Origin of the sequence: Rhodococcus sp. P1Y (assembly GCF_003641205.1) — a bacterium.
In the GTDB taxonomy this organism is placed as follows: domain Bacteria; phylum Actinomycetota; class Actinomycetes; order Mycobacteriales; family Mycobacteriaceae; genus Rhodococcoides.
Window position 1 is genome coordinate 2,683,257 of the sequence record NZ_CP032762.1, and the last position, 13,206, is coordinate 2,696,462.

General features: G+C 62.8%; 11 protein-coding genes. 10 read left to right on the top strand and 1 reads right to left on the bottom strand.

Going from position 1 to position 13,206, the window contains the following annotated elements; genetic code table 11:
* Positions 1–87 precede the first annotated feature (87 nt).
* The 8 genes from adh to D8W71_RS12700 all read left to right on the top strand — a co-directional run bounded on the left by adh (position 88) and on the right by D8W71_RS12700 (position 10,682).
* Positions 88–1,611, top strand: a complete 1,524-nt coding sequence (gene adh, locus D8W71_RS12665) for an aldehyde dehydrogenase (protein ID WP_121113977.1) — start codon at positions 88–90, stop codon at positions 1,609–1,611.
* Positions 1,611–2,150, top strand: coding sequence for a DUF779 domain-containing protein (locus D8W71_RS12670; protein WP_201265337.1), 540 nt, complete (start codon positions 1,611–1,613; stop codon positions 2,148–2,150). The genes adh and D8W71_RS12670 overlap by 1 nt, the downstream gene beginning before the upstream one ends.
* 26 nt (positions 2,151–2,176) lie before the next feature.
* A complete protein-coding gene (locus D8W71_RS12675; protein ID WP_121113979.1) occupies positions 2,177–3,145 on the top strand; it encodes a cation diffusion facilitator family transporter in 969 nt (322 codons plus the stop codon).
* A 121-nt stretch (positions 3,146–3,266) separates the two neighbouring features.
* Positions 3,267–4,706: an ethanolamine permease gene (eat, locus tag D8W71_RS12680; RefSeq protein ID WP_121113981.1), complete on the top strand. Its 1,440-nt coding sequence runs from the start codon at positions 3,267–3,269 to the stop codon at positions 4,704–4,706.
* Positions 4,703–6,115: an ethanolamine ammonia-lyase subunit EutB gene (locus D8W71_RS12685; protein ID WP_121113982.1), complete on the top strand. Its 1,413-nt coding sequence runs from the start codon at positions 4,703–4,705 to the stop codon at positions 6,113–6,115. The genes eat and D8W71_RS12685 overlap by 4 nt, the downstream gene beginning before the upstream one ends.
* A complete protein-coding gene (eutC, locus tag D8W71_RS12690) occupies positions 6,112–6,885 on the top strand; it encodes an ethanolamine ammonia-lyase subunit EutC (protein ID WP_121113983.1) in 774 nt (257 codons plus the stop codon). Before D8W71_RS12685 ends, eutC begins: the two co-directional genes overlap by 4 nt.
* Before the next feature lie 54 nt (positions 6,886–6,939).
* The gene (locus tag D8W71_RS12695; protein WP_201265338.1) at positions 6,940–8,562 is read left to right on the top strand and encodes an AMP-binding protein; all 1,623 of its coding nucleotides are present in this window, start codon (positions 6,940–6,942) and stop codon (positions 8,560–8,562) included.
* A 179-nt stretch (positions 8,563–8,741) separates the two neighbouring features.
* The gene (locus tag D8W71_RS12700) at positions 8,742–10,682 is read left to right on the top strand and encodes an acetoacetate--CoA ligase (RefSeq protein WP_121113985.1); all 1,941 of its coding nucleotides are present in this window, start codon (positions 8,742–8,744) and stop codon (positions 10,680–10,682) included.
* On the opposite strand, the gene D8W71_RS12705 is transcribed toward D8W71_RS12700, so the two are convergent.
* A complete protein-coding gene (locus tag D8W71_RS12705; RefSeq protein ID WP_121119077.1) occupies positions 10,670–11,107 on the bottom strand; it encodes an acyl-CoA thioesterase in 438 nt (145 codons plus the stop codon). The two genes, D8W71_RS12700 and D8W71_RS12705, sit on opposite strands and share 13 nt — an antisense overlap.
* A gap of 41 nt (positions 11,108–11,148) precedes the next feature.
* Between D8W71_RS12705 and D8W71_RS12710 the strand changes: the two genes are divergently transcribed.
* Positions 11,149–12,597, top strand: a complete 1,449-nt coding sequence (locus D8W71_RS12710) for an amidohydrolase (RefSeq protein ID WP_121113986.1) — start codon at positions 11,149–11,151, stop codon at positions 12,595–12,597.
* Positions 12,594–13,199 (top strand): TetR/AcrR family transcriptional regulator, encoded by a 606-nt coding sequence (locus D8W71_RS12715; protein ID WP_121113987.1) that lies wholly within the window; start codon positions 12,594–12,596, stop codon positions 13,197–13,199. Before D8W71_RS12710 ends, D8W71_RS12715 begins: the two co-directional genes overlap by 4 nt.
* The last annotated feature ends 7 nt before the right edge of the window (positions 13,200–13,206 follow it).

A 13,206-nucleotide genomic window follows, 5' to 3' on the forward strand; every position in this document is an offset into this window, starting at 1 on the left:
GGCATGCAGTGCAGCAACGTAGTTGCAACGTTGCGCACCCTAGTGTTCTGAATCACATCAGTTCTGTTGATCAGAAGGAGCCACTAGATGTCCGTCTACGCCCGCCCCGGTACCGCCGACGCTGTCATGTCTTTCCAGCCGCGTTACGACAACTGGATCGGTGGCGAATGGGTACCGCCAGTCAAGGGACAGTACTTCGAGAACCCGACGCCCGTCACGGGTGAGAACTTCACCGAGGTCGCCCGGTCCACGTCCGAGGACATCGAGCTCGCACTCGACGCTGCTCATGCAGCCGCACCTGCCTGGGGCAAGACCTCCGCGGCAGAGCGCGCCGTGATTCTCAACAAGATCGCCGACCGCATCGCCGAGAACCTCGAATCGATTGCACTTGCCGAGTCCTGGGACAACGGCAAGCCGATTCGCGAGACCCTCAACGCGGACATCCCGTTGGCCGTGGATCACTTCCGGTACTTCGCCGGATGCATTCGCGCACAGGAGGGTTCGCTGTCGGAGATCGACGAGGACACCGTCGCGTACCACTTCCACGAGCCTCTCGGCGTCGTCGGCCAGATCATTCCCTGGAACTTCCCGATCCTCATGGCCGTGTGGAAGCTCGCTCCCGCATTGGCCGCAGGCAACGCCGTCGTCCTCAAGCCGGCCGAGCAGACCCCGGCGTCGATCCTGCACTTGATCTCGATCATCGGCGATCTGCTCCCGCCGGGCGTGCTCAACATCGTCAACGGATTCGGCACCGAAGCAGGCAAGCCGCTGGCGTCGAGCCCGCGCATCGCCAAGATCGCGTTCACCGGTGAGACCACCACCGGACGCCTGATCATGCAGTACGCGTCGCAGAACCTCATTCCGGTCACGCTGGAACTGGGCGGCAAGAGCCCCAATGTGTTCTTCTCCGACGTCCTCTCGTCGAACGACGATTACCAGGACAAGGCGCTCGAAGGCTTCACGATGTTCGCGCTCAACCAGGGCGAGGTCTGCACCTGCCCGTCGCGCTCGCTCATCCAAGCCGACATCTACGACGAGTTCCTCGCGCTCGCCGCTATCCGTACCAAGGCAGTCCGTCAGGGCGATCCGCTCGACACCGAGACCATGATCGGTGCGCAGGCGTCCAACGACCAGCTCGAGAAGATCCTGTCCTATATCGAGATCGGCAAGGGTGAAGGCGCTCAGGTCGTCACCGGAGGTGAGCGTGCTCAGCTCGGCGGAGATCTCAACGGCGGCTACTACGTCCAGCCGACCATCTTCACCGGCAAGAACAACATGCGAATCTTCCAAGAGGAGATCTTCGGACCGGTCGTGTCGGTGACGTCCTTCAAGGACTACGACGAGGCCATCTCCATCGCCAACGACACCCTCTACGGACTCGGCGCAGGTGTCTGGTCGCGCGACGGTGGCGTCGCATACCGCGCAGGCCGCGACATCAAGGCCGGTCGTGTGTGGACCAACACCTACCACCAGTACCCGGCGCACGCTGCATTCGGTGGATACAAGCAGTCCGGCATCGGCCGCGAGAATCACAAGATGATGCTCGATCACTACCAGCAGACGAAAAACCTACTGGTCAGCTACGCCCAGAAGGCCCAGGGCTTCTTCTGATGCAGGACGCGCGAGTACCAGCGCGTCTCAGAACCACCGCCGGGGCGATGGAGCTCCTCCGTCGCCTCGGCGGTATCCACGGCGCACTGATGATGCATCAGTCCGGCGGCTGCTGCGACGGGTCGTCACCGATGTGTTATCCCGCAAACGAATTCATCGTCGGAGACCGGGATGTACTGCTCGGACTGCTCGACCTGAGGCTCGGGGTCGGTGATGTTCCGACCGACCTCCCCGAGGGAACCGACGCCGTACCGGTCTGGATTTCGGGTTCGCAGTTCGAGGCGTGGAAGCACACGCAAATGGTGCTCGACGTCGTCCCGGGCCGGGGATCGGGCTTTTCGCTCGAAACTCCGGAGGGGCTTCGTTTCCTGAGCCGAGGACGTGCCTTCACTCAGGAGGAGTACGACATCCTGAAGGAGGTCACCCCCTTCGTCGGCGTCGACTGGGAAGAGGGGCGGAGGCCGCCGGTTCCGGGCGATGTCATTGTCGTCGCCGAGGCCGTCGACGCCTGCCCGGTTCCAGGAATGCTTCAGGGTTAGGCGCCGGAGGCGCCTAAAGCCGAAACGTGAAATCCTCCAGCACGAACGATGGCGGTACGGGTAGCGAAAGCCTTCGTACCGTCGTCATCGCATTCGCTGCCAACCTGGGCGTCGCCATTGCGAAAACGGTGGCAGCCATCTTGACCGGTTCGGCGTCGATGGTGGCCGAGGCGTCGCATTCCTGGGCCGACACCGGTAACGAGATTTTCCTTCTCGTCGCCAACAAGCGCGGCTCCCGCGGACCCGACGAGCAACGGCCCCTCGGATACGGCCGGGAAACGTACTTCTGGTCGACGCTTGCCGCTGTCGGGCTGTTCGTCGCGGGAGCGGCGGTGTCGATATGGCACGGCATCACCTCATTGCTCGCAGGCGAATCGGGGAGCGAAAACTACACCGTCGCGTACATCGTGCTTGCTCTTGCATTCGTCCTCGAGGGCATTTCATTTCTGCAATCGGTTCGCCAGATACGCGGAGAGGCAGCGGAATACGAGAAGGACTTTCTCGACTACGCGTTGGAGACATCGGATCCCACCCTGCGCGCGGTGTTCGCCGAGGACAGCGCGGCTCTGATCGGAATCCTCCTCGCCGCAGGCGGAATCGGACTGCACCAACTCACTGGGTCGAGTGCGTGGGACGCAGCCGGATCCATACTCGTAGGCATCCTGCTCGCGATAGTGGCGTTCGTCCTCATCGATCGAAATCGCCGATTCCTCACCGGCGAACCTGGTTCGCGCGCATTATGGAACGCAGTTGTACAACGAATCGAACAGCTTCCCGAGGTGGCATCCGTTCGATTCGTTCGGATCGAATTCGTTGGCCCGAAGCAGATTCTTCTGGTTGCGAGCGTCGACCTTGTCGGTGACTCGGTCGAGTCCTCGATCGCGCACACGCTCCGGCGGCTGGAGCGTGAGCTCGAAACCAACAAGGCTGTGGTGGACGCAGTGTTGACAGTCGCAGAACCCGACGAGGGAGACATCGGCCCCGTGGCCGACTGAGCGATGTAATTCTCTCGTCATATTGCGATGACTCGATGCTTACACCGTGGGCATATCTTGATTCGATTCAGTTCGACCCCCCCACGCGAAAAGAACTCATCGCTTCGAGAGAGGCAAGGCCATGTCCGTCAAAGAACCAACTGGCACGCATCACGACGGGACCGAATCCCACGTCGAGGGCAGTGACTATCTGGCCAAGCGTCAGCTGAAGAAGGGCACCGCGGGCTGGGTCCTTCTCGCGGGCCTTGGCGTCAGCTACGTCATCTCCGGTGACTACTCGGGCTGGAACTTCGGGCTCGAGCAAGGCGGCTTCGGTGGGCTGCTCATTGCAGGCATTCTGATTGCAGGAATGTACTTGGCGATGGTTCTGGGGATGGCCGAGATGTCGTCGGCCTTGCCTGCCGCAGGCGGCGGTTACACGTTCGCTCGCAGAGCCCTCGGTCCGTGGGGCGGGTTCGCCACCGGCACGGCCATTCTGATCGAGTACGCCATCGCCCCGGCAGCCATCGCCACATTCATCGGCGCGTACGTCGAGTCGCTCGGACTCTTCGGAATCACCGACGGTTGGTGGGTGTATCTCGCGGTGTACGCGATCTTCATCGGTATCCACCTGGCAGGCGCAGGCGAGGCCCTCAAGATCATGTTCGTCATCACCGCGATCGCACTCGTGGGACTGGTGATCTTCGCGTTGTCCGCGCTCGGCCAGTTCGATTCCGCGAACCTCACGGACATCGCCCCGACGGACGCCGCCGGTGCGTCGAGCTTCCTCCCGTTCGGATACCTCGGAATTTGGGCAGCGGTCCCGTTCGCGATCTGGTTCTTCCTCGCGATCGAAGGCGTTCCGCTCGCCGCCGAGGAAGCCAAGGATCCGACCAAGAACGTTCCGCGCGGCATCATCGCAGCCATGATCGTGCTGCTGATGACCGGCGCGGGCGTTCTGTTCCTCGTGACGGGCGCGGGTGGGGCCGACGCCATGCAGTCCTCGGGCAATCCCTTGGTCGAAGCACTCGGTGACGGGACCGCGGCGAAGGTGGTCAACTACATCGGGCTGGCGGGTCTGATCGCCAGCTTCTTCTCGATCATGTACGCGTACTCCAGACAGTTGTTCGCGCTCTCTCGCGCGGGATATCTACCGAAGACTCTGTCTGTAACCAACTCCCGCAAGGCGCCGACGCTTGCGCTCATCGTTCCGGGCGTCATCGGCTTCCTGCTCTCGCTCACCGGGCAGGGCGCAATGCTGCTGAACATGGCTGTTTTCGGTGCAGCACTGAGTTACGTTCTGATGATGATCAGCCACATCGTGCTGCGTCGCAAGGAACCGGAGATGGAACGGCCCTATCGCACCCCAGGCGGCATCGTCACTACCGGTTTCGCCCTTGTGATCGCGGCACTCGCCGTCATCGCGACGTTCCTCGTCGACAGCACAGCGGCACTGTGGTGCCTCGGAGTGTTCGCGGCCTTCATGCTGTATTTCGGCATCTACAGTCGTCACCACCTCGTCGCGAACTCACCCGACGAAGAGTTTGCAGCCCTCGCGAAAGCAGAAGCCGAACTCGAATGAGCATGTACACGCAACAGGTTTCGGGCACCACGTATCAGTTCGACGGACTCGTCGAACTGATGGCCAAGGCCACGCCTCTTCGGTCCGGTGACGAGCTGGCCGGATGCGCCGCCGAATCCGACGCGGAGCGGGCCGCCGCCCAGTGGGCACTGTCGGAGGTGTCGTTGGATGTCTTCCTCCACGACCTGCTCGTTCCGTACGAGAGCGACGAGGTCACCAGGCTCATCATCGACGCCCACGACCGCGTTGCGTTCGGCGCCATTTCGCACCTCACGGTCGGGGGTCTTCGCGATTGGCTGCTCGACGCTGCCGCATCACCTGATTCGGCGGTGATTCTGCGGTCGGTCGCTGCGGGGCTGACGCCGGAAATGGTGGCGGCGGTGTCGAAGATCATGCGCAACCAGGATTTGATCGCCGTTGCGCGCGCAGCAGAGGTGACGTCCGCATTCAGGACGACCGTCGGTCTGCCAGGGACTCTGAGCACTCGGTTGCAACCCAATCACCCGACCGACGATCCGCGGGGTATCGCCGCCGCGACGCTGGACGGACTCCTGCTCGGGTCAGGGGACGCGGTAATCGGCATCAATCCGGCAACGGATTCTCCGCACGCAACGTCGGACCTGCTGTACCTGCTCGACGAGATCAGACAGCGCTTCGAGATCCCGACTCAGTCGTGCGTGCTCTCGCACGTCACGACGACGATGGAATTGATCTCCAAAGGCGTGCCGGTGGACCTGGTGTTCCAGTCCGTCGCCGGAACCGAGGGAGCCAATTCCGGTTTCGGGGTGAACGTTCCGTTGCTCCGCGAAGCCAACGAGGCGGGGCGATCACTGCATCGCGGAACCGTCGGGAACAACGTCATGTACCTCGAGACAGGGCAAGGCTCGGCGCTCAGTGCCGGCGCGCACCTGGGTACCGGAGGTAAGCCGGTCGATCAACAGACACTGGAGGCCCGCGCTTATGCGGTGTGCCGCGATCTCGAACCCCTCTTGGTCAATACCGTCGTGGGTTTCATCGGGCCGGAGTACCTGTACGACGGCAAGCAGATCATCAGGGCCGGGCTCGAAGACCACTTCTGCGGCAAGCTTCTCGGCCTGCCGATGGGCGTCGACGTCTGCTACACCAACCACGCCGAAGCCGACCAGGACGACATGGACACGCTGCTCACCCTGTTGGGTGCGGCAGGTGTCGCGTTCGTCATCGCAGTCCCAGGCGCCGACGACGTGATGCTGGGGTATCAGTCTCTGAGCTTTCACGATGTGCTCTACGTACGACAGGTGCTCGGTTTGAAGCCGGCCCCGGAGTTCGCAGCGTGGCTCGACCGACTCGGAATGACGGATTCCACAGGCCGAATCCTCGAGGTCGACGCGGCGGGCTCGCCGCTTCGAGCATTGACGGGTGCACGATGAGCGAGATCGAACGTCCCGACGACGAGTTCTGGCGGGAACTTCGACTGAGTACCCAAGCACGAATCGGATTGGGTCGCACCGGTGATTCGCTGCCGACTCGTCGCGTGCTCGAGTTCCGATCCGCCCACGCGGCAGCGCGAGATGCGGTGCACATGCCCCTGAACGTCGAGAGCTTCGCCGCGGACGTCGGAGAGGTCGGCATCGGTTCGCCCGCGGTGGTCACCTCCAGGGCGACATCGAGAGCAGAGTATCTGCGCAGGCCCGATCTCGGTCGACTGCCGGAGGACCTGTCGTCGATCACCAAGGGCAACTTCGACGTGGGAATCGTGCTGAGCGACGGTTTGTCGCCGCGTGCGTTGATGGATCACGGCGCAGCTATGTTGGACGCGCTCGCCGCCGAACTGTCGGAGACGTATTCCATTGCACCGCCGGTCATTGCGACCGAGGCGCGGGTTGCTCTCGGCGACCACATCGCCGAAGCCATGGGGGTTCGCACCGTCGTCGTACTGATCGGGGAACGACCGGGACTGTCGGTGGCGGACAGTCTCGGGATTTACCTGACCCACCTACCCGCGCCCGGAAAGTCGGATGCCGACCGAAATTGCATCTCCAACATTCATCCGCCGGAGGGTCTGGGGTATCGACAGTCCGCCAAGATTGTCGCGAGTCTGATCTCCGGCGCACGTCAGCTCGGGAGGTCCGGCGTAGCGCTCAAGGACACCTCTCGAGCCGACGCCCTGGAGTCGTCGGATGTCCTGACCATCGAATGATCACCCCTGTCCGGGGGTAGAGCCTCGGTGACCGGAGTCACTATCGTGGTTGTCATGGAGAATCTCAGCTTCTCGTCGGGAAGTTCGATCACACCGCTGCTCGACGACACGATCGGTGCGAACCTCGATCGAACTGCATCTGCGCACGCCGGACGCGATGCCCTCGTCGACGTGCCGTCGGGACGACGATGGACGTATTCGGAATTTCTCGCCGACGTCGAGCTGTTGGCCGCAGGTCTGCTCGTCAAGGGTGTGGCGCGGGGCGATCGCGTCGGAATATGGGCACCGAACTGCCCCGAATGGGTTCTGGCTCAGTACGCAACGGCCAAGATCGGTGCGATCCTGGTCAACATCAATCCCGCGTATCGAGCTCACGAACTGAGTTTCGTATTGAAGCAGGCCGGGGTGTCTCTGTTGCTGTCGGCGCCGGATTTCAAGGGTGCTGATTACGGTGCCATGATCGCCGAAGCACGGACCGAAACAGAGGAACTTCGCGAGGTCGTGTTCATCGGCAGCTTCGGCTGGGAGCTGATGACCGACCGGGGGCATCGGGCATTGGCGGAGAATCCGACACTCGTTGCCGAGATGCAGCGGCAGCTGACCGCGGACGATCCGATCAACATCCAGTACACCTCGGGGACAACAGGATTCCCCAAGGGAGCGACGCTCAGTCATCGAAACATTCTGAACAACGGCTACTTCGTGGGCGAGCTGTGCCACTACACCGAAGTCGACCGCGTGTGTATTCCTGTGCCGTTCTATCACTGTTTCGGAATGGTGATGGGCAACCTCGCCTGCACCAGCCACGGCAGCGCGATCGTCATCCCTGGTCCGGCGTTCGATCCTGCGTCGACGTTGGCGGCCGTGCAACAGGAGAAGTGCACGTCGCTGTACGGTGTCCCGACGATGTTCATCGCCGAACTTGCTCTCGCCGAATTCGATTCGTACGACTTGGCCACCTTGCGAACGGGGATAATGGCGGGTTCACCGTGCCCGACGGAGGTGATGCGGCACGTCATCGAACGGATGGGTATGTCGGAGGTGTCGATCTGTTACGGCATGACCGAGACGTCTCCGGTCTCGCTTCAGACCCGAAGCGACGACACCATCGATCAGCGAGTGTCGACCGTCGGGGCAGTCGGGCCACATCTGGAAGTGAAGATCGTCGACCCGACGGACGCCTCGACACTGCCGCGTGGTGAGGCGGGGGAGCTCTGCACACGCGGATACTCGGTGATGCTCGGCTACTGGGAGCAGCCGCAGAAAACGGCCGAAGCGATCGACGCCGAAGGCTGGATGCACACCGGGGACATCGGCGTCATGGACGTCGACGGTTACGTCTCGATCACCGGCCGCATCAAGGACATGATCATTCGCGGCGGAGAGAACGTGTACCCGAGGGAGGTCGAGGAATTTCTCTACACCCACCCGGACATTCTCGACGCACAGGTCATCGGAGTTCCCGACTCCAAGTACGGCGAGGAACTGATGGTGTGGATACGCCTCAACGACGGTGCGCCGCCGTTGGATGCGGACGGACTGAAGGCCTTCTGCTCAGGCAAGCTCGCGCACTACAAGATCCCGCGATACGTACATCTCGTCGACGAGTTTCCGATGACCGTGACCGGAAAGGTACGCAAGGTCGAGATGCGTGAGCGGTCGCTCGATCTCATCTGACTCGTACAACGGTTTTGTCCGTTCACAACCGTAGTTCTTGGGGGTGTGGATCAATATTGGTTCGTTCGTGCCATTCTGTCTGCGCGCTCCGTACAACGGTTTCGTCTGTTCACAACGTCAAAATGCGGTGTAAACGAACATCTCGGTTGTGAGCACGGGGCTCGAGGAATACTGAGGCCATGACCGAACCGCAGTGGACGCCGTCGCCGCAGGATATCGAGAGCGCACGTATCACCGACTTCGGCCGGTTCGTCGAGCAACAGCACGGGGTGGTCGCCGCTGACTACACCCAGCTGTGGGAATGGTCGGTCGACAATCTGGACCTGTTCTGGCAGGCGGTGTGGGACTACTTCGACGTCGATGCAGCCACCGATGCTTCCGGCGCGATCGGATCGAGCACCATGCCCGGTGCACAGTGGTTTCCAGGCGCAACATTGAACTACGCCGACCAGGTGAGACGGCACGTCGCGGCTGGTGGCCCGGCAATCCGATACGTGCGCGAGGACGGAACTGCCACAACGACGAGCTGGACGGAACTGGCCAGGCAGGTCGGTTCCCTGGCCGCGACGCTCACTGCGTCCGGCGTGACGACGGGAGACCGCGTCGTCGGCTACCTTCCGAACATTCCAGAGGCGGTGGTGGCGTTCCTCGCGACTGCGAGCATCGGTGCGGTGTGGTCGGCGTGCGGCCAGGACTACTCGTCATCGGCCGCGCTCGACAGACTCGGTCAGCTGGATCCGAAAGTGCTCGTCGCTGCCGACGGTTACTGCTACGGCGGCAAGTTTCACGACAAGACAGCCGACGTGACTGCGCTGCGTGCAGGACTGTCGACGGTGACGACGGTGATTCAGGTCGGGGAAGGCCAGGTTGCCGATGCCACGACGTGGCTCGACGCCACTGCGGGCGAACACGAATGGCGCGCAACACCAGTTGCGTTCGACCATCCGCTGTGGGTGGTCTTCTCCTCCGGTACCACGGGGCTACCCAAGGGAATCGTGCACGGACACGGAGGGGTTCTCCTCGAACACCTCAAATCTGTTGCGCTGCAGTCGGACATCGGTCCCGGCGACACGTTCTTCTGGTACACGAGCCCCAGCTGGATGATGTGGAACTTCCAAGTAGCGGGCCTTCTCGTCGGCGCGACGATCGTGTGCGCCGATGGTAGTCCCGGATTCCCGACGCCCGACGCCCTGTGGGCGATTGCGGCGCGGGAGAAGGTGACGTTTCTCGGTACGAGCCCGGGCTATGTGCTCTCGTGCATCAAGGCAGGTTCGCATCCGTCGCAGGAACACGAGCTGAGCGCGCTTCGAGCGATCGGGATAACCGGGTCGTCTCTTCCCGCTTCGTCTTCGATCTGGCTGGCGGACAACGTAGGTGAGCACATTCCGGTGTTCTCGATTTCGGGCGGCACCGACGTGGTTTCGGCATTCGCCGGCGGTGTGCGGACAGTTGCAGTGTGGCCAGGAGAGCTGTCTGCTCCCTTCCTCGGTGTCGCGCTGGATTCGTTCGACGAGAACGGTGAACCGGTCCGAGGTGAGGTCGGCGAACTCGTGGTGACTAAACCGATGCCGTCGATGCCGGTCCGGTTCTGGAACGACGAGGACGGAAGTCGTTACCGGGAAGCGTACTTCGACACGTACCCCGGGATATGGCGTCATGGCGACTGGATCACGAGGACCGAACACGGGAGCGTGGTGGTGCACGGCCGCTCCGACTCGACGCTCAACCGCAACGGCATCAGGATGGGCAGTGCCGACATTTACCAGGCAGTCGAGTCGTTGCCCGAGATCGTCGAATCACTGGTCCTCGGGATCGAATCCGAGAACGGTGACTACTGGATGCCGTTGTTCGTCGTCCTCGCAGAGGGTGCCGAATTGGACGGTGCTCTCGTGTCTCGAATCAAGACCTCCATCCGAGAGCATGCGTCACCGCGTCATGTACCGGACGAGATCATCTCTGCACCTGGGATTCCGCATACCAGAACGGGAAAGAAACTCGAAGTGCCGCTGAAGAAGATATTTCAGGGGCGCGACGCGTCACGCGCTCTGGACCGAAGCGCTGTCGACGTACCGGAGCTGGTGGACTGGTACATCGAACAGGGTCGTGCTCATGCGCGGTGACGTGTCCACCGTGCGAGGTACTCCTTTTCCTCGGCGGTGATGCGGCGCAGGCTTTCCGAGCCGACGTCCACCATCGCCATCTGAGTTTTGGCGAGTACCGCGGGAGCGGATTCGGCAGGTGCGCCTGCTGCACGGACTTCGTATCCGATGGTGAAGTCGACCGATCGAACTCGCTCGAACCACAGCGTGATGTCGAGTGGACTGTCGGCGTGGCGTAACGGCTTCTTGTACGAGATGTTCACGTTCGCGATCAGGGCACTCTTGATCAGCGACTGGTTTGCTTCGCCCTCGCTCAGAAGCCATTCGATCCGCGCTTCCTCGAGCAGCGTGACCATCCGCGCATGGTTGATGTGCGCGAAGGCATCCATGTCCGACCAGCGGACGGTGATGGTGGCGTGGTAGCCCACGGGTTCGTCTTGGCTCACGCGCACCACACTCTCACGTACCGGTGAATTAGAGTCCGGGTGTGTTGATCAGAAACGTGATCTTGACTCCCGGCAGCGCTGCCGTCGACGTCCAGACGGTGGACGGCCGAATCGCAGAGATCGACTCCGCCCAGTCGACGGCTCGCCCGATCGAAGGGGACGTGCTCGACGGCAGAGGCGGTGCGCTGTTGCCGTCGTTCGTCGACAATCATGTCCATCTGACTCAGTGGGCGGCCTCGCTGTCACGGATCGACGTATCGGGTGCGGATTCGGCCATCGACCTCGTCGATATCCTGGCTCGTTCCAACGATCGACACGGGCACGGAGTACTCCGCGCCCAGGGTTTCCGAGACGCGCTGTGGCCGGACGCCCCGCACAAGGATGTGTTGCACAACGCCTTGCCTGGACGTCGTGCGGCAATCACCAGCATGGATCTGCACACTCTGTGGCTCAGTCCTGCGCTTCTGGCCGAACTGGGCATCGACCATCCGACCGGTGTGCTGCGCGATCACGACTGCATGGAGGCGCTGAACGCGCTCGACAAGCTCACCGATACCGACGAGGGGGACCGTGACACCCTCGCGGCTACCGCCCAGCTGGCCGGACGGGGGATCACCTCCGTAACGGACTTCGAGTACGCGGACAACAGGGCGGTGTGGGGTCGGCGAGGCGAGCACGCAGCGCCTGCCGTCGACGTCCACTTTGCGGTATGGCGCGAGTGGTTGGAGCACGAGCTGGTTCTGGGTGCCCGTACCGGCGACGTCGCGTTCGAGCACGTCGCTCTCGGGCCGTTGAAGGTCATGTTCGACGGCTCACTCAACACACGAACCGCGTGCTGCCACGATCCGTATCCGGGCGGGAATTCGACGGGACTGTTGCTCGAATCGCACGAGGATCTCGTCGAGATCATGGAACGTGCGCGTGCCGGTGGGATCACCCCTGCGATCCACGCCATCGGTGACAGGGCGAATACGCTGGCCCTCGACGCGTTCGAGCGAGTCGGCGGCGGCGGGCGAATCGAACATGCTCAGCAACTTCTCCCCGCGGACGTTGCGCGCTTCGCGCAGTTGGGTGTGACGGCGTCGATCCAGCCGCAGCACGCTATGAGCGACCGCGACGTCGCGGACGAACTCTGGGGCGGTCGGCCGTCGATTGCGTACCCGTACCTCGCTCTGCACCTCGAGGGTGTGAGATTGCTGTTCGGATCGGATGCCCCTGTGAGCCCGCCCGCACCGCTCGACGCCGTCGCCGACGCGGTGTGGCGAACCGACGACGAGCGGCCGCCGTGGCAGTCGGCGCAGGCCCTACCGATCGGGGTCGCGCTGGAGGCAGCGTGCGGCGGTCGTGGACGGGTCGAGGTGGGCGACGCAGCCGACCTCGTCCTTCTCGCCGAGCACCCGGCCGTTCAGAGCAACCATGACCTTCGCGCCCTTCCGATCCTCGGAACTGTGCGCGGTGGCCTCGTCACGTTCGAGGCCGAGTCCTCGTGACCACTCCAGTCGATTGGCGGGCGTACGGGCCACCGGACCTTTCGGCCCCGTTGGCGTCGGCTCTCTCGATCTTCGTCGAACAGGGCTACCACGGAACATCGGTACGCGAGATCGCAGGCAGGGCTGGATTGTCGGTGCCTGGTCTGTACCACCATTACCCCTCCAAACAAGCGATCCTCGTCGGGTTGATGTCGGCGGCAATGGACGAACTGATCGAGAGGTCGAAACAGGCACAGGACCAGGCAGGGCCGACCGCCCAGCAACGGTTCGACGCTGTCGTGGAGTCGCTGCTGCTGTTCCACATGCATCGGCGAGACCAGGCGCTCCTCGGCTCGACCGAGATTCGGAGCCTCGAACCGACCAACCGTGCCGACTACGTCGCGAGGCGCGACGAACAACAAAGGATGCTCGACGCAATCGTGGTGGCCGGGATCGAAACCGGCGACTTCGATTTACAGCATCCGGCAGATGCGTCGAGGGCGGTGACGACGATGTGCGTCGGGATCGCTGGGTGGTACCGGCCGGACGGCCCGCTGAGCCCCGCGGACCTGACGGAGGTCTACCTCGCAATTGCGCGGCGCATTGTCGGTGCCGGGCGGTAGGTTCGAT

Coding starts and splice junctions, on each gene's coding strand:
- eutC (WP_121113983.1), top strand. CDS start 6,112: ATGAGCGAGATCGAACGTCCCGACGACGAGTTCTGGCGGGAACTTCGA.
- adh (WP_121113977.1), top strand. CDS start 88: ATGTCCGTCTACGCCCGCCCCGGTACCGCCGACGCTGTCATGTCTTTC.
- D8W71_RS12685 (WP_121113982.1), top strand. CDS start 4,703: ATGAGCATGTACACGCAACAGGTTTCGGGCACCACGTATCAGTTCGAC.
- D8W71_RS12670 (WP_201265337.1), top strand. CDS start 1,611: ATGCAGGACGCGCGAGTACCAGCGCGTCTCAGAACCACCGCCGGGGCG.
- eat (WP_121113981.1), top strand. CDS start 3,267: ATGTCCGTCAAAGAACCAACTGGCACGCATCACGACGGGACCGAATCC.
- D8W71_RS12700 (WP_121113985.1), top strand. CDS start 8,742: ATGACCGAACCGCAGTGGACGCCGTCGCCGCAGGATATCGAGAGCGCA.
- D8W71_RS12695 (WP_201265338.1), top strand. CDS start 6,940: ATGGAGAATCTCAGCTTCTCGTCGGGAAGTTCGATCACACCGCTGCTC.